Below are 26,321 nucleotides of genomic sequence, written 5' to 3'. Positions count from 1 at the left end.
CCGAGGACCGGACCCATGCACGACCCTTCCGACCACGATCACGCCCATTCCGACCACGCGCACACGCACGACCACGAGGCGGCGCCCGCGACCGAGCGCTGGAAGCATGACGGCGTGCGGGTGATTCCCGGTGACAAGCTCGATTCCAACACCGCCCAGACGCCGGGCATGTTCCGGCAGGCGGCGATCAACCATGCCCGCGTCGGCGCGCAGAAGATCTGGGCCGGCACGGTGGCGATCGCCCCCGACGCCAAGACCGGCGTGCACCATCACGGCGCCCTGGAAAGCGTGATCTACGTGGTCTCCGGCCGCGCCCGCATGCGCTGGGGCGACAAGCTCGAATTCGTGGCCGAGGCCGGCCCCGGCGACTTCATCTTCGTGCCGCCCTACGTGCCGCACCAGGAGATCAACGCCGATCCGGACCAGCCCCTGAACTGCGTCCTGGTGCGCTCCGACAACGAGGCGGTGGTGGTCAACATCACCGATGTGGAACCCGTGGAACGCCCCGAGACGGTCCATTGGGTCGACCCGATCCACAAGCATCCCTGATTCCGCGCCCTAGCGAGAGACGCCGCTCCATGATCCATCGTCGCCACGCGCTGCGGGCCGCCGCCGCGCTGAGTCTTCTCGCCCTCGCTCCGGGACGCGCGCTCGCCGCCGAGCCGAGGACGCTGCGCATCGGCTACCAGAAATCCTCGACGCTGATCGCCCTGCTCAAGCAGGACGGCAGCCTGGAAAAGGCGCTGGAGCCCCTCAAGGTCGGGCTCACCTGGCACGAATTCACCAGCGGCCTGCCGGTGATGGAGGCGCTCAACGCAGGCCAGATCGACCTCTCCGCGGACGTGGCCGACACGGTGCCGATCTTCGCCCAGGCCGCCAATGCGCGGATCACCTACGTGGCGCAGGAGGCCGCCTCGCCGGCTGCGCAGGCCATCGTGGTCGGCGCCGATTCGCCCATCAAGGCGGTGGCCGACCTCAAGGGCCGCAAGGTCGCGGTGACGAAGGGTGCCGGCAGCCACTACCTCCTCCTCGCTGCCCTGAGGGCGGAGGGGATTCCGTTCAAGGCGATCACGCCCGCCTACCTCACCCCCGCGGACGGACGCACGGCGCTGGCCAGCGGCGGGGTCGAGGCCTGGGTCGCCTGGGACCCGTTCCTGTCGGCGGCCGAACTGCAATCGGGCGCCCGTATCCTGAAGGACGGCACCGGCCTGTCGCTCTACAAGCGCTATTACCTCGCCTCGGACGAGTACGCGGCCAAGCACGGCGACATCCTCGACATCGTCTTCGCCAAGCTGCGCGATACCGGAACCTGGGTGAAGGCCAACCCCGACGAGGCCGCCACCCGCCTCGGCGCCCTGTGGAAGCTCGACCCGGCCATCGTCGCCAAGGCCAATGCCCGCCGCACCTACGTCGTCGAGCCGGTGACCCGCGAGGGGCTCTCCGAACAGCAGACCATCGCGGACGCGTTCCGCGCCGAGGGCCTGCTGCCGCGCGCCGTCGATGCCTCGGCGCTCGGCATCTGGGCGCCGACCAAGTCCTGACCGGTGAACGAAAAATCCCGATGAGCCCGGCTCATCGGGATCGGAGCGTCCCTCAGTTCAGGAGAGACGAACTCACCACTTGTAAGAGACGCTCGCGACGATCTTGCGCTGGGTGCCGTAGAAGCAGGAAAAATCGGTCGAGCAGGACGAGACGAAGCGGCGGTCGCCGACATTCAGGATGTTCACCGCAGCGCGCCAACCGACATAGTCGTAATGAACCGACGCATCGAAAGTGACATACTCGGACACTTTCAATGTATTCGCCACGTCGGCGAAAGATCGCCCGACATAGTTCACGCCGCCACCGAAGCCGAATCCTTTCCAATCGCCGAGCGGGATCGTGTAATCGGCCCAGAGAGAGGCCAGCGTCTCGGGGATACCTACGGGTACCTTGCCGAGTTCATCGGCATTGTCGGTCTTGACGTTCTTGAGATCGTAGATGGTGTAGGACGCAACGAGGTTCAGCCCTTCGGCGAGATTGGCCGTCGCCGAAGCCTCGAAGCCGCGCGACCGCACCGCCCCGATCTGACGACCGGTAAGAGCCGTCGCGGGTGTCGGAACATTCGACCGCTCGAGGTCGAAGGCCGCGACGGTGAAGAAGCTGTTCCAGCCGACCGGCTGGAACTTGGCGCCCACCTCGACCTGCTCGCCACTCTCCGACTTGAACGGCTTCTGCGCCGCATCGAAGCCCGGCGTCGGATTGAATGAAGTGCCGTATGTAACGTAGGGCGCGAACCCATTGTCGAAATTGTAGATTAGACCGAGCCGTCCCGTGAACGCGCTCTCGTTTAGGCTCGGCGTGGAAGCGCCGAAGAGCTTGTCCTGGACGTCGGACCTGACGAAATCCTGACGACCGCCGATGAGGAAGGTCAGCCGCTCCGTGAGTGCGACCTGATCCTGAGCATAGAGGCCGGTCTGCTGCAGCTGCTGGTCCATCACGAGATAAGGCGTCGGCCTCGCACTCGACTGATAGTAGCGCGGAGACAGGACGTTGAGCGATGAGACCGGGAAGGTCGAAGCCTGATTATCCGACAGGCTGTAGCGCTTGTAATCGACGCCCATCAGCAGCGTATGGCCGAAATACCCGTCGTTGAAGCGCGCTTGAGCTTGATTGTCGACCGTGAAGAGCCCGGCGCGCGGCGTCGTCAGGAAGCCGTAACGGGAGAGGTTCGTCTGAGCCGCATTCCCGTAGGCAAAAGGAATGTAGCGCTGGTCTGTCACTTCCAGGAAGGAGAAGCGCAGATTCTGGCGCACGGTCCACACATCGTCGAAGTGATGCTCGAACTCGTAGCCGAGATTGGCCTGGTTCCGGGTGTAACGGTCGATGAGCGGGTCGCTGGCGTTGAGCTTGCGGTCGATGCGGAAGCCCGAGGCGTTGTTGCGCACAGTGCCGGCATAGGGAAGGAACTGGCCGGCCCCGCCGGTCTCGTCGCGCTGGAAGCTCGTCAGCACCGTGAAGGTGGTGGCACCGTCGGGCTTATAGGTGAAGCTCGGCGCGATGTAGTAGCGGTCCTCCGGCGCGAAGTTCACCTGGGCGTTGCCGTTCTGGAAACGGCCGGTCAAGCGGTAGAACCAGTGGCCGGACTCGTCCACCGGGCCACCGAGATCGAAGGCGGCGTAGCGCTGGTCGAACGAACCGCCGCCGAGTTCGAGATAGCGCAGGGGCTCGAGAGTCGGACGCTTGGAGACGATGTTGATGAGGCCGCCCACGGGGCTGCCGCCGAACAGGGTGGCGGCGGGGCCGCGCAGCAGCTCGATGCGCTCGGCGCCGAACGGGTCGATGCGGAAATTGGCGAACGATGTCTGGAACAGCTGGAGCCCGTCGCGGAACAGGCCCGTTCCGGTGGCCGAGAAGCCGCGGATCAGGAACCAGTCGAGGCGCGTGTCGGGGCCGAACTGGTTGGCGTAGATGCCCGGCGTGTAGCGCACGGCCTCCGACAGGGTCTGGGAGCCCTGCGCCTTGATCTGATCGGCACCGACGACGCTGATCGATTGCGGCGTGCGGATGATCGGCGTGTCGGTCTTGGTGGCCGTGGCGCTGCGCGTGGCGACGTAGCCGTCCACCGGGCCACGGGCGGTCTCGGGCGCGCGACGACCATTCCCGACACCCGTGCCGTTCCCCGCGCCCGATCCTTCGACGCTCAGCGTATCGAGGGTCACGGCCCGTTCCTGCGCCGAACCGGCTCCCGTCAGGGCGAGGACCATGATCGACACCCCGGCCGCGAGGACGGCGGAACGGGGGAATGGGGACGACGGCATGGACGGCCTGGCTCCGGATGACGGGCAGCAGAACGGGCTCGCGCAAGTGGCGAGACGTGGCCTGCAGTGCTCTTTAGAATTATGATAAACTACTGTAATACAACATGTATTCGCCCTTCCGCCGTAGCTTTCGGCTCAGGCGGTGGCAAGATACCGAACACTCTTCGTCACTCGCCGTTGCTGCTTCGACACAGGCCGCGCAGGTTGCAATGCTTGTTCGCACTCAGCCTGCTGGAGATGCCGGTGGCGGCAACGATGCGGGATTGGGGCGTGAGCCAGCGGATCGAGGGTGTGGACCGGATGAGGGCCGGGGCTCGTTCTCGACGCGACGCTTTGCGTGGCGGAGTGCGGCCTGTTCTGATGACGGCCGACGGAGCCCATCCCCGGCGCGACGGGCCGGGGATGGGGTGACGGGTGAAGACCTTACTTCAGGCGGTCGGCGGCCCAGGCGATATGGTCGTCCATGAAGGTCGAGATGAAGAAGTAGGAGTGATCGTAGCCCTCGCGCATGTTCAGCGTGAGGGGGATCCCGGCCTTCTTGCAGGCCTCTTCGAGGAGCCAGGGGCGCAGGCCGTCTTCCAAGAAGCTGTCGGCCGTACCCTGGTCCACGAGGAACTCCGAGAAGCGCTTGCCGTCCTCGATCAGCGCGGTGGCGTCATGCGCGCGCCAGGCCGCCTCGTTGGTCCCGAGATACTTCTCGAAGGCGGGCTTCGACCATCCGGCCGTGGAGGGCTGGGCGATGGGCGCGAAGGCCGAGCAGGACTTGAAGCGGTCGGGATAGGTGAGCGCGATGGTCAGCGCGCCGTGGCCGCCCATGGAGTGGCCGAAAATGCCCTGGCGCGCCATGTCGGCGGGGAAGTTCTCGGCGATGAGGGCGGGGAGCTCCTCGGTGACGTAGCTCCACATCCGGTAATTGGCGGCGTAGGGCGCCTCCGTCGCGTCGACATAGAAGCCGGCGCCCGAGCCGAACTGCCAGTTGCCGGCCTCGTCGGGGATATCCGCGCCGCGCGGGCTGGTATCGGGCGCCACGATGATCACGCCATGCTCGGCGGCGGCGCGGCGGTACTCGCCCTTGTCCATGACGTTGGCATGGGTGCAGGTGAGGCCGGACAGGTACCAGAGCACCGGCACCGGGCCGTTCTCGGCCTGCGGCGGCACGAACACCGCGAAGGTCATGGGACAGCCGGTGGTCTTGGCATCGTGCTTGTAGACGCCCTGCGTGCCGCCATGGGCGCGGGCCTTCGAGATGGTTTCCATGCGGTGATCTCCTGATGGGGGTGAGTGGATCGTATTTAGCGAATCTCATCGGAAGGTGCGCATGCCCCCTCTCCCCGCACGCGGGGAGAGGGTCGCGGACACCTTGCCGTGTCCGCGACGAGCGGAGGCGAAGCCGAAGCGATGGTGAGGGGGCGGTGTCGGAGGAGTCTCATACGAAGGCGCCCCCTCACCGTCGGCTGCCGCCTCGACGCGCCGACGACGGGGTCGTCGCGTCCCTCTCCCCGCAAGCGGGGAGAGGGGATGCTCACTTACTCAGTAAACCACCACCGAGCGGATCGACTTGCCCTCGTGCATCAGGTCGAAACCGTGGTTGATGTCTTCGAGTGGCATGGTGTGGGTGATCAGGTCGTCGATGTTGATCTTGCCCTCCATGTACCAGTCGACGATCTTCGGCACGTCGGTGCGGCCGCGGGCGCCGCCGAAGGCCGAGCCCTTCCAGACGCGGCCGGTGACGAGCTGGAACGGACGGGTGGAGATTTCCTTGCCGGCCTCGGCCACGCCGATGACGATCGACTCGCCCCAGCCGCGATGGCAGCATTCCAGCGCCTGGCGCATGACGTGGACGTTGCCGGTGCAGTCGAACGAGAAGTCCGCGCCGCCGCCGGTGACGTCGAGGATCGCCGAGACCACGTGATCGTTGCCGACCTCCTTCGGGTTGATGAAGTGGGTCATGCCGAATTTGCGGGCCATCTCCTGCTTGTCCGGGTTGATGTCGACGCCGATGATCTTGTCGGCACCGACCATCCGGGCGGCCTGGAGAACGTTGAGGCCGATGCCGCCCAGACCGAACACCACGACGTTGGCGCCGGGCCAGACCTTGGCGGTGTAGATCACCGCGCCGATGCCGGTGGTGACGCCGCAGCCGATGTAGCAGATCTTGTCGAAGGGAGCGTCTTCGCGGATCTTGGCGAGCGCGATGGCCGGCAGGACCGTGAAGTTCGAGAAGGTCGAGCAGCCCATGTAGTGGAACAGGGTGTTCGCTCCATTCGGGCTGCCGCCGGTGGAGACGCAGGAGAAGCGCGAGGTGCCGTCCGGCATCACGCCCTGGCCCTGCGTGGAGCGGATCGCCGTGCAGAGGTTGGTGCGCTGCGACAGGCAGGACTTACAGCTGCGGCATTCCGGGGTGTAGAGCGGGATGACGTGGTCGCCGACCTTCAGGTCCGTGACCCCGGCGCCGAGCTCGCGGACGATGCCCGCGCCCTCGTGTCCGAGGATCGCCGGGAACTTGCCCTCGGAATCGAGGCCCGACAGCGTATAGGCATCGGTATGGCAGATGCCGGTGGCCATCAACTCGATGAGGACTTCGCCGGCCTTGGGGCCTTCGATGTCGATGGTCTCGATGGTGAGGGGCTTCTTGGCCTCCCACGCGACCGCAGCGCGCGTCTTCATGTCATTATTCTCATGTCTGGACGATCACGGACGGTGTCGAACTGCCGACTCTTCGACTTCGCCTCATCCAGGGGAGGGCAAGCCGAACGGCCCGAAAATCTGTTTCGTGCAATGATGGTTCTGGAGACGAGATGCAACGCCCTCGGGCCGCGCGGGAGGTCGCGTCGCCCCTGTGTTGTCGCGGAAGCATACCCGCCGGCGCCTCAGCGATAGCCGGCGGCCTGCAGTTCGAACAATTCGGCGTAGCGCCCGCCCCTCGCCTGGAGTTCCTCGTGGGTTCCGGCCTCGATGACCCTGCCGCCGTCGAGGACGAGGATGCGGTCGGCCATGCGCACGGTGGAGAAGCGGTGCGAGATCAGCACGCAGCTGCGCCCCCGGCTGAGATCGCGAAAGCGCTGAAACACCTCGAACTCGGCGCGGGCGTCGAGGGCCGCGGTGGGCTCGTCGAGGATCAGGATCTCGGCCTCGCGCATATAGGCCCGGCTGAGCGCGATCTTCTGCCATTGGCCGCCGGAGAGGTCGACACCGTCGGCGAAGCGCTTGCCGAGCGGCTGGTCGTAACCCAGCGGCAGGCGTTCGATCACGCCGTCGGCGAGGCTGCGCCCGGCGGCACGGGCGATGCGGGCGGCGTCGTCACGCTCCTCGATGCGCCCGACGGCGACGTTCTCGGCGGCGGTGAAATCGAAGCGCACGAAATCTTGGAAGATCACGCCGATTCGGGCGCGCAGGTCGTCGAGGTCGTAATCGGAGAGCGGTCGGCCATCGAGCAGCACACGGCCCTCGGTGGGGTCGTAGAGCCGGGTCAGGAGCTTGACGATCGTGGTCTTGCCGGCCCCGTTCTCGCCCACCAGGGCGAGCACTTCCCCGGCGGCGAGGCGGAAGCTCAAGGACCGGACAGCCCAGGTCTCGGTGCCGGGATAACGGAAGCCGACCTCCTCGAAGACGATGCCCTCGGTGATCGGCTGCGGGAACGGCACGGGCCGCTCCGGCGAGCGGATCAGCGGCACCACCTCGAAGAACGAGAACAGGTCTTCGAGATACTGCGCCTGCGAGGAGATCTGCGAGAAGCCGAGCAGCAGGCCCTCGATCAGGCCGCGCAGGCGCTGGAACGAGCCGGCGAGGAAGGCGAGATCGCCGATGGAGAAGGCGCCCGCCACCGTGCGCCAGACGATGGTGGCATAGGCCGCGTAGTAGGCGAGCGTGCCCAAGGCCGCGAAGAGGCCGCCCCAGCCGGCCCGGCGGATGGCGAGGGAGCGGTTGTCGGCCAGGAGCTTGGCGGCCACGATCCGGTAGCGTTCGGCGATATAGGCGTTGAGGCCGAAGAGCTTGACCTCCTTGGCCGATTCCACGCTGGCCCCGAGATAACGCAGATAGTCGATCTGGCGCCGCTCCGGGGTGCGGGTCCAGGCGAGGCGATAGCCCTGCCGGTTGAAGTAGAGCTCGTTGAGGAAGGCCGGGACGAGGGAGCCGGCGAGCAGCAGGATCAGCCAGGGAGCGTAGGCGGCCAGACCGATCCCGAAGGCGACGAGCGTGATGAGATCCTGCCCCTGCCCGAAGAGCTGGAACAGCAGGTTGGAGCGCCCGGTGACCTGCCGGCGCGCGCGCTCCAGCCGGTCCTGCTGGGCGCTGTCCTCGAATTGCTCGAGGTCGAGGGCGGCGGCGTGGCACATCAGCCGCAGGGTGGCGGCATTGGCGTAGCGGTCCGCGACCAGCCCGTCGGTGAGGGTGCTCAGCCGCCCGAGCAGATCGGACAGGATGGCGAGGCCGAGCTCCACCGCGACGAGGCCGGCGAGACGCCTGAGGGCCGGATCCGCCATCCAGCCGGCGATGCCGGTTCCTGCGGGATGGGGCCGGGCGTGTTCGGCGACGATGGCGTCGAGGATGAGCTTGCCGAGATAGAGCATCAACACCGGCAGGCTCGCCCGCGCGAGACGCAGAGCGACGCTCGCCATCAGCAGGCGCGGGCTCGCGGCATAGACGAGGCGAAACAGCGCCGGCAGGTAGCGCAGGGCGCCCACGCGCTCGACGACGAACCGGTTCAGCGAGGCAGCGAGGGAGGCGGTGGACATCGCGGCGGACCATGACCGGAGCGGCCCCGTCCGTCGATGCGTCGTAGAGTGCTCCGTCACCGTCCCCGACGGCGATGCCGCGACCGCCTCATGCGATGCGTGGTTTCAGACGATGCGCTTCGTGACGCAGACGCCTGAGGACATCGGCCAGGACGGCAAGACTTTGGTTTCTCTCCCATGTTAGCGTCTCGCGTGTATTGTGCGCGTGAGGCGGGTTGGATGCTCAGCGGTTCGACTCTTCTACGGGTGGTGGTGCTCTTCGTCGTGGCGGCGGCGCTGGCGGGCCTGGTCCAGGCCTTCTGGCCGCAGGGCAGCGACGATCCGGCGCCGTCGGTGCAGCGCATCGAGCCGACCAAGGTGACTCCGCCACAACCCGCGCCCCCGCCGCCCGAGCGTCGTGCGGAGCCGGCGCCTTCCGCTCCGCAGCCCGCCGCTCCCGCCCCGCAAGCCGTGCTGCCGCCGTCTCCGATCCGGCCGCTGCCGCGGCAAACGCCGCCCGCCCCTCCGGAGGGAGCGAATTCCGCGCTCGACCCGGCCCCCCTCCCCTATGGCGGCCCGGTGACGCCCCTGGCCGAGAGCCCTCCCCTGAACGCGGCCCGGTCCGAGACGCAGCAGGCCAGCGACAATTCGGGTCCGGCGGCGGTCTCCGTGGTGGATCTCAACACCGCCTCGGTGGCGGAACTCAACGGCCTCAAGGGTGGCGGCATGATCGGCCGCGCCATCGCCCAGCGCCGCCCCTATGCCTCGGTGGATCAGCTGCTCTCGAAACGCGTCCTCAGCCGGTCGACCTATGAGCGGATCAAGAACCAGGTGACCGTGCGTTGAGCGATGGAGGCCGGCTTCGTGCTGGCATCGGACGCCGCCGCTTCGTAAGATCGGCGAGAGGGTCGTGGGCGCCAGCCCTGCGATCGACCGAACAGACAACGAGGCGTCGGGGCCGGATGGGTGAGATGCGTGCCACCACGGCTCGGCGAGGAACGGCCCGGTTCGCCGGCATCGCGCGGACCGTTTTCGCAAAGCCCGCTCCGCCAGCCACGGGACAAAGCCGCATCCCACGCGCCCGATGCACCGGAAACGCTTGAAAGGACCCGATATGTTGACACAGCCCAGCAACATCACCCTGCGCGACGATCTCGGGGTGACGGAGACCTCCGAGACCGACAACGTGGTGCGGTGGGACGGCGAACGGCTCTATGTGGAGCACGACATCTATCACAACGGCCAGCTCGTCCATAAGAAGTACCGCAAGAACGTCACCGAACCCGTGGCGAGAGCGCTCCAGGCGCTGATCAATCGCGCCAAGCAATAGGCGGCGACGGGCACGAGCCCGCGTCGGGATCGACGATTTGGTAAGACCGATTCCGTGCATCCCTGGACGACCGTGGAATTCTGCACGATGGTGCGACCGATCGCGCACCGGTCGTCCGCGATGCTCCGTATGATGTCGCTCGCAGCGTGATGCGGTGACGGAGGTTCCCGGCGATGGTCCTGTCTCGATGTGTCGCCGTCTTCGCGGCCCTGTTCGCCGCCCTGCTGATATCCGTTCCGGCGACCGCGCAGCAGGCCGAGACGCGCATCGCCCTCGTGGTCGGAAACGGTGCCTATGAGGGGGCGCCCATCGCCACCGCCGCCAACGATGCCGGCCTCATCGCGCAGACGCTGCAGGCGGCGGGCTTCGACGTGGTGGGGGCGCGCGACCTCGACGAGGATGCCCTGCGCAAGGCCTTGCGCGACTTCCTCGACAAGGCGGCGGCCTCGGGGCCGGACACGGTGGCCTTCGTCTATCTTGCCGGATACGGGCTGCAGCTCGAGGGCGAGACCTTCTTCGCCCCGGCGGATGCCCGCATCGCCACCGCCGTCGATGTTCCCGTCTCGGCCCTGCGCGTGTCGGACTACATCAAGCGCCTCTCCACCGTCCCCTTGAAGGCCCGGTTCGTGGTGCTCGACGCGGCCCGCGCCAACCCGTTCGTGAAGACGGGCGACCCGCTCGCCGGCGGTCTCGCCCTGGTGGAGGCCGAACCCGGCAGCCTCATCGCCTACAACGCGGCGCCCGGCACCGTGGCGCCGCCCGAGACGGGAGCCTATGGCGCCTATGCGCAGGCCCTGGTGGAGATGATCCGCGAGGGCGGTCTACAGCCGGCGGCGTTGTTCGACCGGGTGCGCCTGCGGGTGAGCGAGACCACCGGGGGCGCGGCCATGCCCTGGGACGATTCCAAGATCGAGGTGCCGTTCGTGTTCTTCGAGCGCAACGCCGACGCGCCCGCCCCGGCGCAGCCCGAGCCGATCGCGGCCCTCCGCGACCGCCCGTTAGGCGAGATCGGTGCGCGGGACGCCTATTCGGTGGCGGTCGAGCGCGACACGTTGCAGGGGTACCAGGATTTCCTCGGAGCCTATCCCGATGACCCGATGGCCAAGCGCGTGCGCGCCATCGTGGCCGCCCGGCGCGAGGCGACGACCTGGCGCCGCGCCCTGTCGTCCGGCACGCAGGACGCCTACTGGTCCTACCTTTCGCGCTACCCGCGCGGACCGCACGCGGCGGATGCGCGCCGTCGCCTCGCCCGCCTCTCCGCCCCGCCGCGACCGCCCGAGGCCTTCACGGCGCTCTCCTTCGACCTGCCCCCGCCGCCGCCGGAGGAGGAGAGCTATTTCGACAGGCAGGTCGTCGCCTTCGACGACCCGGCCTATGCCCTGCCCCCGCCGCCCCCCGGCGTGCTGGCACCCCGCCCCGCCTATATCGTGGACATCGCGGCGCCGCCGCCCGAGGACGAGTCGTTCGCCCTCCCCGTCCCCCTCTTCGAGCCGGTTCCGGCCTATGTGAGCGCGCCCGCCTATATCGTCGCGCCGCCGGACAACGTCATCTACCAGAACATCCACAACAGGGTGGTGATCAACGAGATCAACCGGCGCGTCATCGAGCGGCCGCGCGGACCTTCGGCGGCGGCCCTCATAGGCGGTGCCGCCGGTCTCGGAGCGGCGGCTCTCGCCCCTCGGGTGGCGCTGCCGCCCTCCCTGTCGCACCGCGCCGACCGTCACGACGCCGGTCACAACGCCGACGGCCCGCGCCGCGACCGCCCCGGCCTGCCGCCGGGTGCCCGCGACGAAAGACCGAACGGTCCCCGCATCGGCCGCCCGCTCCCCGCGGTGGGCGCCCCAGACCCGAAAGCTTTGCCCGAGCCGAGGCCGGTGGCGAACACGCGCCCATCCGGTGACGTCGGCGGACCGCCCGACCGCGTGCGCCCGGGGGACGGCAAGACCGGGCCCGACCGCAAAGCCGCCATCGACCGTCGTCCCCCGCCCGATGCGGCGAACCCCGCCGGACCCGGAGCCGGACGCGGCAACGCCGATCCCGCCGACCGGGCGGCCTTGCGCCGGGAGCGGATCGAGCGCCGGGAGGCGGCCCGCGCCGCCGCCAAAGCCGAACGACCGCAGCTGCGTCCCGCCCTCGACCAGCCGCAAAGCGACCGCGCCCGCGAGGGGCGTCCGGGCCATGATCGGGTGGCCCGGCCGGGATTCGAGCCGAACGGCCCCGAGCGCGCCAGACGGGAGCCGGCCAATCTCAATCGCGAAGCGGCTGGCCAGCCGCCGCGACGCGGCCCGGATTCCGATGCCCTGCAGCGCCAGCAGCAGAGGCTTCAGATCCAGGAGGCCCGCCAGCAACAGCGGATGCAGATGGAGCAGCAACAGGCCGCCCGGCGCCAGCAGGGGCAGGTCCAGCAGCAGCAGATGATGCAGCGCCAGCAGATCCAGGAGAACCGCCAGCAACAGCGCATGCAGATGGAGCAGCAGCAACAGGCCCAGCGCCAGCAGATGCAGCAGCAACAGATGATGCAACGTCAGCAGATGCAGGCCCAGCAACACCAGCAACAGGCCGCCCAGCGGCAACAGATGATGCAGCAACAGCAGCAGCAACAGGCGGCCCAGCGCCAGCAGAGGCAGGCTCCGCCTTCGGGCGGGAACCCGAACTGCCATCCGGGCCGGCCCTGTCGCTGAGGCGGCTTATCCCGGGAACGGGAGGATGAGCCCGGACCTCGGTGTCGGGCCTCGCTGAGATCGCCTTGCATCGAGCGGCGCCGATCCCGGCCGATGGTCGTCCTCAGCGCGTTCGGCGGAATCCCGCCACGCCCGAGGTCAGTCGAGGTCTTTCGAGAATGCGCGCGCGAGGCGCTCGACCGTTGCATCGTCGACGCCATCGGCGACGAAGTCGGTACGCCAGGAGCGCATGCGGATGGCGAGGGTGGCGACGATGTCTCGGGCCTCGTCCCGCGAGAGGTCGAAATCCTCGACCCGTGTCAGGCAGTTGCCGGTGGTCGGGTAGCTCCCGGATCGACCGACGCCGATGGCTTGCTGGGGATCCATATCCGGTTGGGGGACCACGTCGAAGGCCGGGGACAACCGCCACCCGTCGCCGCATCGGAGGAAGGCGTGGTTCTTGAGGTGATCGTCCCGGTTGCCGCACAGGACGTTGAACACCATGCGGCGGAACAGTTCATGGCGGTCGGACACGTGACGCGCGCCGTGCCGGAGGAGGAACATGGCGAGGTCGGGGTAGGAACCGAAATCGGAGGTTTCATCCAATCCGAGAGCGGTCAATCCGCTCATGTAGTGGCATGTCGGGTGGTAGGGGGCCGCATCGCGGTCGAAGCGCTTCACCAGGACGACCTTGCGAGGCCCGACCGCGAGAACCCGGGTTTCGGCGGCGTCGATCCCGCAACGGAATGCCATACGCATCGTCGCGTGCTCCGCGCCGCATTGGTCGTAGGTGTCGTCCCGCCTTTGGAACTTGGCGATCCATAAGGCACCCTCGTAGTCGATGACGGCCTTCGGTCGGGCGCCGCCCATGCTCATGCCCGCCGTCCAGAGGCGGGCCGCCAGCCCTTCGACCGCCTCGCCTCGTTCGAGACGCTCGAACCCGTCCGCGATGCCGTCGAGATCGGCCGTGGCCGCGTAGCTCGGACGCGGTGACGGGGGAGCCGGGGTTTCGGAGAAGGCGAGGCAGCCGACGCGCTCGTCTCCGGGGGCGAGCAACCAGTCAGACGGCATCATCGGCGGAGAATCGTGAGGCCGACGATGTTCGACGAGCCGTCGCCCCCAACGGTCCGGCGTGGCATCCGCCAGGACGCCCGGAAGTCGGCCACGGATGGTGCTCCTGAATGGCCCCGGCTGAAGCGGCAAGTGTTCCGGGTCCAGGGCGAAAGCCCGGCCATGATTGTTCTTCAGCCAGGACCCGACATAGGCGAATTCGCCATAGGACCGACCGGCCGCCGGCATGACGAGCCGGTAACGGCCGACGAGGTCCGTGGCCCCGTCCTCGCGGCGGACATGGACATAGACGTCAGAGGTCATCGAGATTCAGTTCGCGCGGGCGGCGCACGCGGCTGGGAAGGCGGCTGGTTTCGATGGAAGCGGCCAAGTGGTCGTTCTCGGGGCTGACCGCGCGCCGGACGGCCGGGAACAGGCCGAGGGTCCAGACGGCCCTGGCGAAGACGCCGAGCGACACCGAAGGATCGCCTTTCTCGAGCTTGCGCAAGGTCGGGAGGGAGACCCCCACGCGGGACGCGAGGTCGGATGCGGGCTGACGTCGGCGCAATCGCGCGACCCTTATGGCCTGCCCGATCTCGCGAAGACCCTCCGAAACCTCGAAGGGCGCATGTGCCGAGCGTTCGTTCGTCATGCCGCCATCCTTGCATCTCAGGCGGCCTAGATGAAAGTATGTTTTCTATCTTGGGTCGGTTTTCCTGCGGAAGGGGGATCTGGCGTCTCTCTCGACGGGGAACGAACCGGCATAGGTCCATGCCGCCAGGCTAGGGCGGGGAGACGGTCGGTCAAGTTCGGATCGGTGGCATCGGCTGCGGCAACGTCCGCAGGTCGCCGGGCTGGCTCGGGTCGATCTCACCGACGAGGGCCGGCTTCATGTCATAGAGACCGGAAATGGCTTCGAGGGCGGCGATCGCGTCCTGATTGATGCCCCAGCGCGTCACCGTCGCCACGAAGGCGCGCGTCGTCATCAGCGTCACGGGGAACTCCACGTCGAGGAACAGGGTCGCGACCTTCCGATCTTCGTAGAGCACGACCGCCGAACTCGCCTCGGTCGGGTGCCAATGCGCCACGAACTCGCGCAGAGCCTGCTCGCCGGAATCACGCAGGGCTGACTTGAGCAAGGCATCCCCCGCTGGAGTCCGCGGCCGGGCGCGCAGGGCCGCGACACCGATGCCGACCACGGTCTCGACCCGGAGCGCGGCTTCGCCGAGGCCATCGATCCAGGCGGCGATCTCGGCAGCAAAGGGCTTGGAGAGATCACCGACCACCTCTTCCTCGACCCGGTCCACCAGTACGATGCGCCGGTTGAGACCGCGCAGCGTATCGAGGATGCCCGCTGCGGCGAGTCGGATCAGAGGCCCCGCATCGGCCACGACGATCGGCTGGCGGTCCGAGGGGGCGATCATGGCGACACCGTCCAGGTGGTCGTGCCGTCCTTGTTGTCCTTCACGGTGACGCCCATGGCGGCGAGGGCGTCGCGGGCGCGGTCGGAGGCGGGCCAGTCCTTGGCGGCGCGGGCGGCGCGGCGGGCCTCGATCGCGGCTTCCACCGCCGCCACGTCGACGCCGGCGGCGGCGATGGCACTGTCCGCCCGCGCCGACTGCGTCCGCCCGAGGAGGCCGAGGAGGCCCGCCCCGGCCTTCAGCGTCGCCGGGTCGTCGAGGCGGTGCAACTCGGCGAGGGCGGCGGCGGTGTTGAGATCGTCGAGGAGCGGCTCCACCACCGAGGCCGGCACCTCGGCACCGGCGGCCACGTCGCCCACGATGCCGTACCAGCGGTCGATCATCTTCGCCGCCTCCTCCAGCCCACGTACCGTCCAGTCGATGGGCTGGCGGTAATGCGTCTTCAGCATGGCGAGGCGCACGACCTCTCCGGGCCAATCCTTCAGCACCTCGCGCAGGGTGATGAAGTTGCCCAGCGATTTGGACATCTTCTGCCCCTCCACCTGGAGGAAGCCGTTATGGAGCCAGACATGGGCCATGACGTCGGTGGCAAAGCAGCAGCGGGACTGGGCCACCTCGTTCTCGTGATGGGGGAAGATGAGGTCGAGGCCGCCGGCATGGATGTCGAAGGTCTTGCCCAGATGCTTCCATGACATGGCCGAGCACTCGATGTGCCAGCCCGGCCGCCCCGGCGCGGCGATACCGGCCGGCGAGGGCCATGACGGCTCGCCGGGCTTGGAGGGCTTCCACAGGACGAAGTCGAGGGGCGAGCGCTTGTAGGGGGCGACCTCGACGCGGGCGCCGGCTTCCATCTCGTCGAGGGGCCGCTTCGAGAGCGCGCCGTAATCGGGCATCGAGGGCACGTCGAACAGCACATGGCCTTCCGCCACATAGGCATGGCCCGATGCCACGAGCCCGTCGATGATCGTGTGCATCTCGGCGATGTGGTCGGTGGCGCGGGGCTCGACGAAGCGCGGGCGCTCGCCCGCCACGTTCACGTCCTCGGCCATCAGCACGCCGAGGTCGCGTATGTCGCCGTGGAAGGCTGCGAGCGTCCCGTCGGTGAGTTCGCGGATGGTGATGCCGCGCTCGGCCGCGCGGGCGTTGATCTTGTCGTCCACGTCCGTGACGTTGCGGGCATAGGTGACATGCGCCTCGCCGTAGAGATGGCGCAGCAGCCGGAACAGCAGGTCGAACACGATGATCGGCCGGGCATTGCCGATATGGGCGGCGTCGTAGACCGTCGGCCCGCAGGCATACATCCGCACATGCGTCGGATCGATCGGCACGAAGGGCGCCTTCTCGCGGGTCAGCGTGTTGTAGAGCCGCAACATCGGCGCCATGAAACCGTCTTTCGTAACCCTGGGACGCGACCGCTCCGCCGCCTGCGGATGCCGCCTGTCCCCATGCCCTAAATCCCGAGAACCGATCAACTTTTACGAGTCGCGAGGCACGCGCACCGCAACTGCGACGACCGGATCGGCCGGACGCCAAGCACCCTGCGTGTTGCACGGAGGCGACGGACCCTGCCGACCAACTGGGCTACCCCAAAACGGTGATGAATTCGAGAACGACGCCGGGAGAGCTTCGGTCAAGGTCGCGACGATCCGGAAAGGATTTGTTTACCGACGAGGCCGAGATTTTCCCAAACGCGAATCCTCCCATCCGGTGAATCCAGCCTTTCGCGGATCCCGTCATCAAGGTCACTGCCCATGCGACGCTCGGCTGCCGGTCTCGGCGCTCTCTGCGCCCTCGCGCTCATTTCCTCCGCCGCCCTGGCCGTCGATGACGGCGAGAAGCCCGCCCGCGCGCCGGCACAGGTAGAGAAGACGTTCCTGATTCCCGCCGGCGAAGGCTACGGCGTCGGCGAATGCCTGGTGGCGGGCAGCGGCTCCTGCGGGCAGGTGGTGGCCGATGCCTGGTGCGAGGCGCAAGGCTTCGCCGTCGCCGGCTCCTTCGGCCTGGCCGCTCCCGAGGACTATACCGGCGCGATCGACCAGCCGCCCGCGCCGAAGCCCGTCGAGCCGCCGATCCGCATCACCTGCAAGGACTGATCCGCAGGACTCACACCCGCTCGTTCGAGGCGGCCCGGCCCGATGCCGGCGCCGCCCCCGGGCCGGATCAGCCCTTGAAGAAATCGCCGCAGCGGGGCGGCGCCTCGGCGGTGCCCCACGGCATCAGCGGCACCGCCGTGGTGGAGTTCTTGGGCGAGCCCTGGATCACCTTGTCCGAATAGACCATGTAGATCAGCGTGTTGCGCTTGGCGTCGCAACCGCGGACGATCTGCATCGACTTAAAGATCAGCGACCGCCGCTCGCTGAACACGACGTCGCCCTGCTTGAGCTTGTCCTTCGGATTCTTGAACGATACCGGGCCGACCTGCCGGCAGGCGAGGGAGATGTCGGAGACGTCCTCGGCGAGGCCGAGCGTGCCCTTGATTCCCCCCTTCTCGGGCTGCGTGTACCAGCAGGCGATGCCGGAGACCTCCGGGTCGTCGATGCCGTAGACCACCAGCTTGTCGTTGGGGGTGAGCGGACGCCACACCGTGGATTTGTCGAAGATCCGGTCCGTGTCGTCGGCGCGGACCGCCGTCCCGCCCATCACCAACGCCGCCAATCCGGCCGCCACCGCGCGGCTTGTGAGACTCCGAAGACACATCATCACATCATTCCCCTCAAGTTTGCCGATGGGCATGTGGGAACACTGTCGCGCTCTGGCGAGGGCGGTTAGACACCCTTTGCAAAGGCGTTCTTCCGTACCCTGCCCGAGGGCCGGAACCGCCCAGCTTCACACCCGTTTCTGACAGGTCATGCCGCTGATCCCTCCACAGATCCGCAAGCTCGTCGCAACGCTCGGCGCCGCCATGGCCGCCATCGCGTTCGGGACAGCCGTCCAGGCGCAGGCACCCAACGCCCAGTGCCAGCGATACCGCTTCGAACTCGCGAATCTCAGCGACGGCGCCAACACAGCCCGCGCCCTGCAGAACGAGATCGGCCGGCTGGAGGCCTATTACCGGACCCTGAGCTGCGAAGGCGGCAAGTTCCTGTTCTTCGATTCGCGCCCGCCGCAATGCGGCGCGGTGGAGCAGCGTATCCGGGCGCTCCAGGCCGGCTACGGCGCCGAGAACGGCGAAGTCACCGCCGCCCGGCGGCGCCAGCTCACGGCCGCCATCGCCTCCTCCTGCGCCGAGACCGGTCCGAAGATCGTCGAGGGCGTGGTCGGTGAGCAGCGCGGACGGGGCGGGCCGCAGGTGGTCTGCGTCCGGACCTGCGACGGCGCCTATTTCCCGATGAACAATTTGCCCGATGGTCGCGAGGGCGCCAACGAGCTGTGTCAGGCCCTGTGCCCCGGCACGGAGGCGGTGGCCTATTCGATGCCCAATGGCGATGACGGGCTGAAACAGGCCGCATCGATCAAGGGCAGCCGGGCCTACGTGTCGCTCGCCAACGCCTTCAAGTTCCAGAAGAGCTTCACGCCGGACTGCTCGTGCAAGAAGGCGAACCAGACCTGGGCCCAGTCCCTGGTGAAGGCCGAGAGCATGCTCGTCCGGCACAAGGGCGACATCTTCGTGACACCGATGCAGGCGGAAGCCATGTCGCGGCCGAAGGTGCGCGTCACCCTCGCGGGCCGTGCGGACAAGACCGTGGCGGCCATCGCCGCCGATGCGGCGACCCGGAACGGGGCCATCCTGTCCGATGGGGGCGTGGTTCGCGACGGGGCGGCCACGGAAGCGTCCGCCACCGGCCGCGACGAGCGCGCGGCCATCCGCATCATCGCGCCGAGCATGATCGCGGTCCCGGCTCGCGCCGCCGCGCCCTAGCGGACATTCACGGCGGGCGAGGGAAATCGTCGGTCCCGCCGCGATGTCACGAGCGACCCGGGCGACACGTCCCCTAACCGGTTGAGGGCGAAGGATTTCCTTCGCGCTCGCCTTCGATTCCGCGTCGAGATGGCGGATCGCGGGCGCACGATCCGGGAATGAATTCGGAACCATCCCGGCTCCATTCGGTTCCGATGGCCACATCAACGTTTGTGAGTGACCATCGATGCGGAACCTCCGCCTGCTCTTTCTGACCGGCACCATGTTGCCGGCCTTGATCCTATCGGGCCCCCTTGCGGCCAGCCCCGACAGAGGCGGGCCGGGCGTGATGCTGCTCGCCCAAGCGGGTCCGGGAGCCGAGCGCGGCGACCCGCGCGGAGGCGGCGATGCCCCCCGTGGCGGCGCGGCCAGGCCGGAAAGAGCCGAGCGCCCGGAAAGGGCTGAACGCCCCGAGCGCGCAGAACGGCCGGAGAGGGCCGAGCGCCCCGAGAGAGCGGAGCGTCCCGAACGTCCCGAGCCGCGCCAGGAACGGGCTCCGGTTGAGCGGCCCGAGCGGCCTGATCGTCCCGAGAAGCCCGACCGCGCCCCGGCCGAACGGCCGACCCCTCCGGCCGCGCGCGAGCGCAATCCGGATCCCGCTCCCGCCAAGCCGGCACCGAAGGAGGCTCCGGCCCCGCGCGAGCGTGCCCCGGCCGCTCCCGAGCGCGACGCGACACCCGACCGTCCCGCCCGCCCCGAGCGTGGCGACAGGCCGGACCGGACCGAAAAGCCGGACAGGCCCGACAAGCCCGACCGCGGCGAAAAGCCGGACAGAAGCGCCAAGCCCGAGCGTGGCGAAAGGCCCGATCCGAGCACCAAACCCGAGCGCGGGGACAAGCCCGAGCGTGAGGGCAGGCCGGACCGGAACGAGAAGCCGGACCGGAACGACAAGACCGACCCCGCCCGTCGCGGCGCACCGGACGCGACTCCGGATGCCAAGAAGCCGGATGCAAAGACGCCGGATGCCAAGACGCCGGATGCCAAGACGCCGGATGCTAAGACACCCGATACCAAAGCCCCCGACGCGAAGCCGGCTCCCAACACCCGGCCGGGCGTTCCGGGTAAGCCCTTCGTCCCGCCGGGTCAGGCGCAGGAGAAGAATGACCGTGACGACAAGCGCGGTGCGGACGACCGGCGCGGGCCGGACGACAGGCGTGGCGCGGATGACCGGCGCGGACCGGACGACAGGCGTGGCGCGGATGACAACCGGCCCGGCGGCGCCAACCGCCCGGCGGCGGGCGACACCGAGCGGCGTGGCGAAATCGAGCGCCGCGACCGCGAACGCCGCGAGGCGTTCGAGCGCAAGGACGAGCGGGACCGCCGCGACGTCTTCAACCGTCCGGGCCGGCCCGGCTATGTCGAGGGCGGCTTCCGCGGCAACGACGTGCGCAGCTACGACGAGGTCCGTCGTGACCGGCGTGAGTTCAACGAGGGCGGACGCACCTATATCCGCGAGCCCGGCCGCATCATCGTGCGGGATCGTGACAATTACTTCATCCGGCACGACGAGAACGAGCGCTTCCGCTATCTCGACCGCGGCGCCTACCGCAGCGAGCGCCGCGGCGGCGACACGATCACCTATCTCGACCGTCCGGGCGGCATCCAGATCGTCACCGTGGTGGACGATGACGGCCGCCTCGTGCGCCGTTCGCGCCGGTTCCGCGACGGCCGCGAAGTCGTGATCATCGACAACGGCTTCGGCGGTCCCCAGCGTCCGATCTACGAGGACGTGATCGACCTGCCGCCGCCGGACATCCGCATCCCCCGCGACCGCTACGTCGTGAATTACGAGGGCGCCGACGAGCGGCAGGTCTACGAGGCCCTGTCCGCTCCGCCGGTGGCGGCGGTGGACCGCCGCTACACCCTCGATCAGGTGCGCTACAGCCCGCAGCTGAGGGCACGGATGCGCAGCGTCGACATCGACACGATCACTTTCGATACCGGATCGTTCGACGTGACGCCCGACCAGGCCTCGCGGCTCGGCAACATCGCGGCGGCGATCAACCAGGCTGTGAAGGCCAACCCGCAGGAAGTGTTCCTCATTGAGGGATACACCGATGCGGTGGGCAGCGAGGTCGACAACCTGTCGCTCTCGGATCGCCGCGCCCAGTCGGTGGCGACGGTGCTCAGCCAGAACTTCCAGGTGCCGCCGGAGAACCTGACCACCCAGGGCTACGGTGAGCAATCCCTCAAGGTGAACACCCAGGAGGCCTCGCGCGAGAACCGCCGGGTCACGGTGCGCCGCATCACCCCGCTGATCCAGCAGCAGGGCGAGGCCGCGGAAGCTCCGCCCAAGTGAGCGGGGCAAGTAAGCCGGGCAAGTAAGGCGGCTTGGCCGCATTGTCGTGACGTCACGGGCCGCATGTCTCGAAAGAGGGGTGCGGCCCGCGTCGTTCCGTGCTTCTGCAACACTCCCGCGAGCGCGCGACATCGAGGAGACCGGCGAGCATGGCCGAGGAGAGCGACCGCCTGATCACGGCCGGGACGCCGATCTTTCGTCGGACCACCCTCGCTCTGTTCGCCGCGGGCTTTTCCACCTTCGCCGTGCTCTACGGCGTGCAGCCGCTGATGCCGGTCTTCGCCGACGAGTTCCATGTCTCGCCGGCCGAGAGCAGCCTGTCGCTGTCGCTCCCCTGCGCGATGCTGGCCCTGGCGCTCCTCGTGGTCAGCCCCCTCTCCGAAGTGTGGGGGCGCAAGCCGATCATGGTCGCCTCCCTCTTCGCCTCGGCGATCCTCACCCTCATCGCCGTGATCGTACCGAGCTGGCACGGCTTCCTGGCGTTGCGCGCGCTCACGGGGTTGGCCGCGAGCGGCCTGCCGGCCGTCGCCATGGCCTATCTCAGCGAGGAGATGGATTCCCGCGCCATCGGCCTGTCCATGGGGCTCCTCATCGGCGGCAACGCCATGGGCGGCATGGTCGGGCGGCTGATCGCCGGCATCATCACCGACCATGCCTCCTGGCGCGTGGGTCTCGGCACCATCGGAATCCTGGCGCTCGTCGCCGCCATCCTGTTCTGGCGCGGCCTGCCGCCGTCGCGGCGCTTTCTCGCCAACCGGATGCGCTGGCGTCAGGTGCCGGGCACGTTCGGCCAGCATTTCCGCGATCCCGGCCTGCCCTGGCTCTTCGCCGAAGCGTTCCTGCTCATGGGCGGCTTCGTCAGCGTCTACAATTACGTGGGCTTCCGCCTGCTCGATCCGCCCTACAACCTCAGCCAGTCGGCCATCGGCGCGATCTTCGTGGTCTATCTCGCCGGCACGTTCAGCTCGGCGGTGACGGGCGAGATCGCGAGCCGGCTCGGGCGGCGCCGGGTGCTGTGGCTCGCCATCCTGCTCGGCCTCGTGGGCATCCTCATGACCCTGTCCGAGCGCCTTCCCCTCATCATCGCCGGGATCGTCGTGGTCACGGTGAGCTTCTTCGGCGCCCATTCGGTGGCGAGTTCCTGGATCGGGCGGCGCGCCCTGCGCGACCGGGCGCAGGCCTCCTCGGTCTATCTGTGCCTGTATTACCTCGGGTCGTCGGTGCTCGGCACGGCCGGGGGCTGGTTCTTCGAACATGCGGGATGGTCGGGGGTCGTCGCCTTCTTCGGCGCCCTCTACGGTCTGGCATTGGCCATCGCGCTCCGACTTTCGCGCCTGCCCCCCCTCGTTCCGGGTCCATCGTCCGACCCCGACCGTTGACCAGCCCGGTTCGACAGCCCATCTAGGCGCTCGTCGTCGCTCACCGGAGCGACAGGCGAGCGATCGCCGCAAACTAGGAAGTCCGGCACGCTTGGTCCAAGCGGCTCCGGCTTACGGAACCGAACGTGTTCGAGCTCGCCGTCGCCGTCGCCCTGATCGCCCTCAACGGGGCCTTCGCGCTGTCCGAACTCGCCGTCGTCTCGTCGCGGAAGTCCCGGCTGCGGATGATGGTGGAGGCGCGCCGGCCCGGTGCCCAGGCGGCACTGACCCTCGCCGAAGATCCGGGACGTTTCCTCTCCGCCGTCCAGATCGGAATCACCCTCGTCGGCATCCTGTCCGGCGCCGTCTCCGGCGCGGCGCTCGGCGAACGCCTCACCGAGATCCTGTTCGAGGCGGGCCTGTCGAAACCCGTGGCCGATCCCCTCGGCTACGGGATCGTCATCGCCATCATCACCTATCTGTCGGTGATCATCGGCGAACTCGTGCCCAAGCACGTGGCCCTGCGCGACCCTGAGGGCATCGCCTGTTTCGTCGCCCGGCCGATGCGGCTGATCTCGCGGATCGCGCTTCCGGCGGTCTGGCTCCTCGACGCCTCGACCCGCGCGGTGTTCCGGCTGGTCGGCCAGGAAGCCTCCAGCGCCAGCGCGGTGACCGAAGAGGAGATCCGCACCATCGTGGCGGAGGCCGAGACGGCGGGGGTGATCGAGACCGACGAGCGCAAGATGATCGCCGGCGTTCTGCGCCTCGGCGACCGCGCCGTGCGGGGCGTCATGACCCCGCGCACCGACGTGCACTGGATCGACCTCGACAAGGCGCCGGAGGAGATCCGCGCCATGCTGGTCTCGAGCCCGCATTCGCGCATCCCGGTCGGCGAGGGCAACCCGGACAACATGCTCGGCGTCGTGCAGGTGCGCGAACTGGTCAAAGCGCTCATCGAGAACGAACGGTTCGACCTGCGCGCCTATATCCGCAGCGCCCCGGTGCTCCCCGACACCCTCGACGCCCTCGACGCGCTCACCGCCCTCCAGGCGGCCGACGTTCCGATGGCGCTGGTCCACGACGAGTATGGCCATTTCGACGGGCTCGTGACCCCGGCCGACATCCTCGACGCCATCGCGGGCGCGTTCCATTCGGAGGATTCGGAACCCGAGGCGGTGCAGCGCCAGGACGGGTCCTGGCTCATCGCCGGCTGGATGCCGGTGGACGAGATGGCCGACCAGCTCGGCATCAAGCTCGAATCGAGCCGCGACTACGAGACCGCCGCCGGCCTCGTCATCGCCAAGCTGCAGCGCCTGCCGGAGACCGGCGAGACCTGCGACATCGCCGGCTGGCGCTTCGAGGTGGTGGATCTCGACGGGCGCCGGGTGGACAAGATCCTGGTGTCGCGGATCGCCTGAACATCATCGCCGGATCAGGATGACGCCGCCGATCAGGAGCGCGATGCCGGCGAGGCGCGGCATGTCGAGGGAGCGCTGGACGAGGCCGAGCCAGCCGAAATGGTCGGCCGTCACCGATGCGAGCATCTGCCCGGTGACGAGGAGCGCGATAAAGGTGGCGGCCCCGAGCTTCGGTACGAGGACGATGGAGAGCCCGATGAACAGGGCTCCGAACACCCCGCCGCTCCAGCCCCACCATGGGATGCGCGCTGCGACCCCGAGGGACGGCAGGGGATCGCGCAGGACGACGGCCAACACCGCCATGCAGCCCAGGCCAAGGGCATAACTGACGAAGCCGGACCATGCCGCCGAACCGAGAGCCGCCCTGAGATTGGCGTTGAGAACCTGTTGCGTGACGACGCTGGCCCCGGCCGCCAGGGCCAGGGCCGTGAGGAGGAGGTGTTCAGGCATAGCGCTTGGCCCCCGCCACGCAGAGAACGACGATGCCGGTCACCGCCAGCATGCTCGGGTCGACGGGCTCGTGGAGCAGCAGGCCCGCGAGAGCCAGGCCGAAGAACGGCTGCAGCAGCTGGAGCTGCCCGACGCCGGCGATCCCCCCCAGGGCCAGCCCGCGATACCAGAACACGAACCCCACCAGCATGCTGAAGACCGAGACGTAGGCGAGGCCGATCCAGGCCGGCAGGCCGATGCCGCTCCAGGCCGGGGGCAGGTTCACGAGGGCGATGGCAGCCATGACCGGTAGGGACAGGAGCAGGGCCCAGGAGATGACCTGCCATCCCCCGAGCCGGCGCGACAGGGTGGCGCCCTCCGCGTAGCCGAGGCCGCACAGCACGATCGCGGCCACCATCAGGAGGTCGCCCGTGAGCGAGCCGCCCCCGCTTTGGAACAGCGCGAAGCCCGCCACCGTGAGACTGCCGATGCCGGAGAACAGCCAGAAGGCCGGGCTCGGACGCTCTCCGCCCCGGATCACGCCGAAGATGGCGGTGGCGAGCGGCAGCAGGCCGATGAAGACGATGGAATGAGCCGACGTGATGTGCTGGAGCGCCAGCGCCGTCAGGAGGGGGAAACCGACCACGACACCCACGGCCACGATGGCCAGTGACGCGAGATCGGATCTTTCGGGACGCTTCTGCCGCAGAGCGAACAGCATAGTCGCGCCGAGCAGGGCCGCGATCACCGCCCGCGCCGAGGTCAGGAAGAGCGGCGTGAACCCGCCGACCGCCACCCGCGTCGCCGGCAGCGAGGCGCTGAAGATGATGACGCCCAGGAGGCCGCTGCCCCATCCCGCCGTAATCCGTTGCATCGCGTCGTCTCATCCCGGTTGGTGTCGCGGGATCGAATGGGACCCGGCTCGGGCGCCTTGACAATCATCCCGCGCCCATGTCGTCAAATACCGATTCCTTCAATATCCATGCGAAACAGGCATGATGAACCCAGCTCATCTCGATGTTTTCCGCGCCGTGCTGCGCCATGGTGGGATGACGCGGGCCGCTGCCGCCCTTGGCATCGGGCAACCCCATGTCAGCCGCGCGATGGCGCAGCTCGAGGCCGATCTCGGCTTCGCGCTGTTCGTGCGTGGACATGGCAGCGCCGTGCCGACGCAGGAGGGTGAAGCTTTCGCCCGTGAGGTGGAGCGGACCTATGCGGGGCTCGACCACCTGTCCCAGGCGGCCCGCCAGATCCGCGACCTCGGCACGGGGCCGCTGCGCATCGCCTGCCAACCGTCCCTGGCCTCGCGGCTGCTGCCGCGGGCGATCCGGCGGTTGAGCGAGGAGTTACCGGGCGTCCGGGTCGCGGTCCATGTGCCGGCGCCGGAGACGATCTGGTCCTGGGCCGCCTCCGGTCAATGCGATCTCGGCCTGGTGCGGCCCCGGTCCGGCTATGCGGGCGTGATCGGCGAGCCCTTCCTCGCCATCGATGCGGTCTGCGCCCTGCCCCGGGGGCATTCCCTCACGGCCAGGCGGGCGATCGAGGTGGGCGATCTCGCCGACGAGCCCCTGATCGCGGGTGGAACCGGGGTGTTCCAGCAGGCGATCGAAGCGGCCTTCGCGGCGGCCGGCATCGCCCCGCGCTTCGGCCTCATGGCGCAGTATACGTCCGCGCGCTGCGGCCTCGTGGCCGAAGGGCTCGGGATCGCCATCGTCGATCCCCTTCCCGCCCGCGACCTCGGCGGCCTACCCATCGTGCTGCGACCGTTCCGGCCGCGCCTGCCCATCGAGACGATGCTGATCCGCCCTGCGGGACGACCGCCGGGCCGGGCGGCGGAACGGCTCGTGGGACATCTCCTCCGGGAACGGGACGCACTCCTGCCGAAGGCGGTGGGCGGAGGCGACTGAACCCGAGCCGCGCTGGATCGGGACGGGGCAACCTGG

Annotated in this window: 22 protein-coding genes; 11 read left to right on the top strand and 11 right to left on the bottom strand. The window is 68.6% G+C overall.

Annotated features, from left to right (window positions below):
• Positions 1-15 precede the first annotated feature (15 nt).
• Both A3OM_RS0101165 and A3OM_RS0101160 read left to right on the top strand, forming a co-directional pair.
• Positions 16-549: a cupin domain-containing protein gene (locus tag A3OM_RS0101165; protein WP_018041900.1), complete on the top strand. Its 534-nt coding sequence runs from the start codon at positions 16-18 to the stop codon at positions 547-549.
• Between the two features lie 29 nt (positions 550-578).
• A complete protein-coding gene (locus tag A3OM_RS0101160; protein ID WP_018041899.1) occupies positions 579-1,541 on the top strand; it encodes an aliphatic sulfonate ABC transporter substrate-binding protein in 963 nt (320 codons plus the stop codon).
• Positions 1,542-1,613: 72 nt separating this feature from the next.
• Here A3OM_RS0101160 and A3OM_RS0101155 read toward each other — a convergent pair whose 3' ends face one another.
• From A3OM_RS0101155 to A3OM_RS0101140, 4 genes are all read right to left on the bottom strand, one after another.
• Positions 1,614-3,800, bottom strand: a complete 2,187-nt coding sequence (locus tag A3OM_RS0101155) for a TonB-dependent siderophore receptor (RefSeq protein WP_026175598.1) — start codon at positions 3,798-3,800, stop codon at positions 1,614-1,616.
• Positions 3,801-4,223: 423 nt separating this feature from the next.
• Positions 4,224-5,057: an S-formylglutathione hydrolase gene (fghA, locus tag A3OM_RS0101150; RefSeq protein WP_018041896.1), complete on the bottom strand. Its 834-nt coding sequence runs from the start codon at positions 5,055-5,057 to the stop codon at positions 4,224-4,226.
• A gap of 273 nt (positions 5,058-5,330) precedes the next feature.
• A complete protein-coding gene (locus tag A3OM_RS0101145) occupies positions 5,331-6,467 on the bottom strand; it encodes an S-(hydroxymethyl)glutathione dehydrogenase/class III alcohol dehydrogenase (RefSeq protein WP_018041895.1) in 1,137 nt (378 codons plus the stop codon).
• 203 nt (positions 6,468-6,670) lie between these two features.
• A complete protein-coding gene (locus A3OM_RS0101140; RefSeq protein WP_018041894.1) occupies positions 6,671-8,536 on the bottom strand; it encodes an ABC transporter ATP-binding protein in 1,866 nt (621 codons plus the stop codon).
• Positions 8,537-8,755: 219 nt separating this feature from the next.
• Between A3OM_RS0101140 and A3OM_RS0101130 the strand changes: the two genes are divergently transcribed.
• The 3 genes from A3OM_RS0101130 to A3OM_RS23340 all read left to right on the top strand — a co-directional run bounded on the left by A3OM_RS0101130 (position 8,756) and on the right by A3OM_RS23340 (position 12,526).
• Positions 8,756-9,361, top strand: coding sequence for a helix-hairpin-helix domain-containing protein (locus A3OM_RS0101130; protein ID WP_026175597.1), 606 nt, complete (start codon positions 8,756-8,758; stop codon positions 9,359-9,361).
• A gap of 268 nt (positions 9,362-9,629) precedes the next feature.
• Complete coding sequence (locus A3OM_RS0101125) at positions 9,630-9,845, top strand: hypothetical protein (RefSeq protein ID WP_018041891.1); 216 nt, start codon at positions 9,630-9,632, stop codon at positions 9,843-9,845.
• A gap of 173 nt (positions 9,846-10,018) precedes the next feature.
• Positions 10,019-12,526, top strand: a complete 2,508-nt coding sequence (locus A3OM_RS23340; protein WP_051074294.1) for a caspase family protein — start codon at positions 10,019-10,021, stop codon at positions 12,524-12,526.
• A 138-nt stretch (positions 12,527-12,664) separates the two neighbouring features.
• On the opposite strand, the gene A3OM_RS23335 is transcribed toward A3OM_RS23340, so the two are convergent.
• The 4 genes from A3OM_RS23335 to cysS all read right to left on the bottom strand — a co-directional run bounded on the left by A3OM_RS23335 (position 12,665) and on the right by cysS (position 16,358).
• Positions 12,665-13,879: a type II toxin-antitoxin system HipA family toxin gene (locus A3OM_RS23335; RefSeq protein WP_018041890.1), complete on the bottom strand. Its 1,215-nt coding sequence runs from the start codon at positions 13,877-13,879 to the stop codon at positions 12,665-12,667.
• Positions 13,869-14,207 carry a helix-turn-helix domain-containing protein gene (locus A3OM_RS0101110; protein ID WP_018041889.1) on the bottom strand — a complete coding sequence of 113 codons (339 nt, stop codon included), beginning with the start codon at positions 14,205-14,207 and terminating at the stop codon, positions 13,869-13,871. The genes A3OM_RS23335 and A3OM_RS0101110 overlap by 11 nt, the downstream gene beginning before the upstream one ends.
• A gap of 151 nt (positions 14,208-14,358) precedes the next feature.
• Positions 14,359-14,979, bottom strand: a complete 621-nt coding sequence (locus A3OM_RS0101105) for a hypothetical protein (protein WP_018041888.1) — start codon at positions 14,977-14,979, stop codon at positions 14,359-14,361.
• Positions 14,976-16,358, bottom strand: a complete 1,383-nt coding sequence (gene cysS, locus A3OM_RS0101100) for a cysteine--tRNA ligase (protein ID WP_018041887.1) — start codon at positions 16,356-16,358, stop codon at positions 14,976-14,978. Before cysS ends, A3OM_RS0101105 begins: the two co-directional genes overlap by 4 nt.
• A gap of 369 nt (positions 16,359-16,727) precedes the next feature.
• Between cysS and A3OM_RS0101095 the strand changes: the two genes are divergently transcribed.
• Complete coding sequence (locus tag A3OM_RS0101095; protein ID WP_018041886.1) at positions 16,728-17,069, top strand: hypothetical protein; 342 nt, start codon at positions 16,728-16,730, stop codon at positions 17,067-17,069.
• 67 nt (positions 17,070-17,136) lie between these two features.
• On the opposite strand, the gene A3OM_RS0101090 is transcribed toward A3OM_RS0101095, so the two are convergent.
• The gene (locus A3OM_RS0101090) at positions 17,137-17,673 is read right to left on the bottom strand and encodes a CreA family protein (RefSeq protein WP_085984238.1); all 537 of its coding nucleotides are present in this window, start codon (positions 17,671-17,673) and stop codon (positions 17,137-17,139) included.
• A gap of 151 nt (positions 17,674-17,824) precedes the next feature.
• On the opposite strand from A3OM_RS0101090, the gene A3OM_RS0101085 reads away from it, so the two are divergent.
• The 4 genes from A3OM_RS0101085 (at position 17,825) to A3OM_RS0101070 (ending at position 23,949) form a co-directional block, all read left to right on the top strand.
• On the top strand, positions 17,825-18,835 hold the full coding sequence (locus tag A3OM_RS0101085; RefSeq protein ID WP_018041884.1) for a DUF2865 domain-containing protein: 1,011 nt from the start codon (positions 17,825-17,827) through the stop codon (positions 18,833-18,835).
• A gap of 226 nt (positions 18,836-19,061) precedes the next feature.
• Positions 19,062-21,173, top strand: coding sequence for an OmpA family protein (locus tag A3OM_RS0101080; protein WP_018041883.1), 2,112 nt, complete (start codon positions 19,062-19,064; stop codon positions 21,171-21,173).
• A 149-nt stretch (positions 21,174-21,322) separates the two neighbouring features.
• Positions 21,323-22,552, top strand: coding sequence for an MFS transporter (locus A3OM_RS0101075; protein ID WP_018041882.1), 1,230 nt, complete (start codon positions 21,323-21,325; stop codon positions 22,550-22,552).
• Between the two features lie 125 nt (positions 22,553-22,677).
• Positions 22,678-23,949: a hemolysin family protein gene (locus tag A3OM_RS0101070; RefSeq protein ID WP_018041881.1), complete on the top strand. Its 1,272-nt coding sequence runs from the start codon at positions 22,678-22,680 to the stop codon at positions 23,947-23,949.
• A gap of 3 nt (positions 23,950-23,952) precedes the next feature.
• Here the strand turns inward: A3OM_RS0101070 and A3OM_RS0101065 are convergent, their stop codons facing one another.
• The gene (locus A3OM_RS0101065) at positions 23,953-24,399 is read right to left on the bottom strand and encodes a DMT family transporter (protein ID WP_018041880.1); all 447 of its coding nucleotides are present in this window, start codon (positions 24,397-24,399) and stop codon (positions 23,953-23,955) included.
• Positions 24,392-25,252 carry a DMT family transporter gene (locus A3OM_RS0101060; protein ID WP_018041879.1) on the bottom strand — a complete coding sequence of 287 codons (861 nt, stop codon included), beginning with the start codon at positions 25,250-25,252 and terminating at the stop codon, positions 24,392-24,394. Before A3OM_RS0101060 ends, A3OM_RS0101065 begins: the two co-directional genes overlap by 8 nt.
• A 121-nt stretch (positions 25,253-25,373) precedes the next feature.
• Here A3OM_RS0101060 and A3OM_RS0101055 point away from each other — a divergent pair, with 121 nt between their 5' ends.
• Positions 25,374-26,285, top strand: coding sequence for a LysR family transcriptional regulator (locus tag A3OM_RS0101055; RefSeq protein ID WP_018041878.1), 912 nt, complete (start codon positions 25,374-25,376; stop codon positions 26,283-26,285).
• Positions 26,286-26,321: the final 36 nt, after the last annotated feature.

Origin of the sequence: Methylobacterium sp. 88A, assembly GCF_000376345.1 — a bacterium.
GTDB lineage: Bacteria > Pseudomonadota > Alphaproteobacteria > Rhizobiales > Beijerinckiaceae > Methylobacterium > Methylobacterium bullatum.
Note: the sequence above shows the minus strand (reverse complement) of the source record. Positions and strands in the feature narration are given on the sequence as shown.

Coding starts and splice junctions, on each gene's coding strand:
- A3OM_RS23340 (WP_051074294.1), top strand. CDS start 10,019: ATGGTCCTGTCTCGATGTGTCGCCGTCTTCGCGGCCCTGTTCGCCGCC.
- A3OM_RS0101145 (WP_018041895.1), bottom strand. CDS start 6,467: ATGAAGACGCGCGCTGCGGTCGCGTGGGAGGCCAAGAAGCCCCTCACC.
- A3OM_RS0101110 (WP_018041889.1), bottom strand. CDS start 14,207: ATGACGAACGAACGCTCGGCACATGCGCCCTTCGAGGTTTCGGAGGGT.
- cysS (WP_018041887.1), bottom strand. CDS start 16,358: ATGGCGCCGATGTTGCGGCTCTACAACACGCTGACCCGCGAGAAGGCG.
- A3OM_RS0101090 (WP_085984238.1), bottom strand. CDS start 17,673: ATGTGTCTTCGGAGTCTCACAAGCCGCGCGGTGGCGGCCGGATTGGCG.
- A3OM_RS0101125 (WP_018041891.1), top strand. CDS start 9,630: ATGTTGACACAGCCCAGCAACATCACCCTGCGCGACGATCTCGGGGTG.
- A3OM_RS0101165 (WP_018041900.1), top strand. CDS start 16: ATGCACGACCCTTCCGACCACGATCACGCCCATTCCGACCACGCGCAC.
- A3OM_RS0101095 (WP_018041886.1), top strand. CDS start 16,728: ATGCGACGCTCGGCTGCCGGTCTCGGCGCTCTCTGCGCCCTCGCGCTC.
- A3OM_RS0101155 (WP_026175598.1), bottom strand. CDS start 3,800: ATGCCGTCGTCCCCATTCCCCCGTTCCGCCGTCCTCGCGGCCGGGGTG.
- A3OM_RS23335 (WP_018041890.1), bottom strand. CDS start 13,879: ATGACCTCTGACGTCTATGTCCATGTCCGCCGCGAGGACGGGGCCACG.
- A3OM_RS0101055 (WP_018041878.1), top strand. CDS start 25,374: ATGATGAACCCAGCTCATCTCGATGTTTTCCGCGCCGTGCTGCGCCAT.
- A3OM_RS0101160 (WP_018041899.1), top strand. CDS start 579: ATGATCCATCGTCGCCACGCGCTGCGGGCCGCCGCCGCGCTGAGTCTT.
- A3OM_RS0101060 (WP_018041879.1), bottom strand. CDS start 25,252: ATGCAACGGATTACGGCGGGATGGGGCAGCGGCCTCCTGGGCGTCATC.
- A3OM_RS0101130 (WP_026175597.1), top strand. CDS start 8,756: ATGCTCAGCGGTTCGACTCTTCTACGGGTGGTGGTGCTCTTCGTCGTG.
- A3OM_RS0101065 (WP_018041880.1), bottom strand. CDS start 24,399: ATGCCTGAACACCTCCTCCTCACGGCCCTGGCCCTGGCGGCCGGGGCC.
- fghA (WP_018041896.1), bottom strand. CDS start 5,057: ATGGAAACCATCTCGAAGGCCCGCGCCCATGGCGGCACGCAGGGCGTC.
- A3OM_RS0101105 (WP_018041888.1), bottom strand. CDS start 14,979: ATGATCGCCCCCTCGGACCGCCAGCCGATCGTCGTGGCCGATGCGGGG.
- A3OM_RS0101080 (WP_018041883.1), top strand. CDS start 19,062: ATGCGGAACCTCCGCCTGCTCTTTCTGACCGGCACCATGTTGCCGGCC.
- A3OM_RS0101140 (WP_018041894.1), bottom strand. CDS start 8,536: ATGTCCACCGCCTCCCTCGCTGCCTCGCTGAACCGGTTCGTCGTCGAG.
- A3OM_RS0101085 (WP_018041884.1), top strand. CDS start 17,825: ATGCCGCTGATCCCTCCACAGATCCGCAAGCTCGTCGCAACGCTCGGC.
- A3OM_RS0101075 (WP_018041882.1), top strand. CDS start 21,323: ATGGCCGAGGAGAGCGACCGCCTGATCACGGCCGGGACGCCGATCTTT.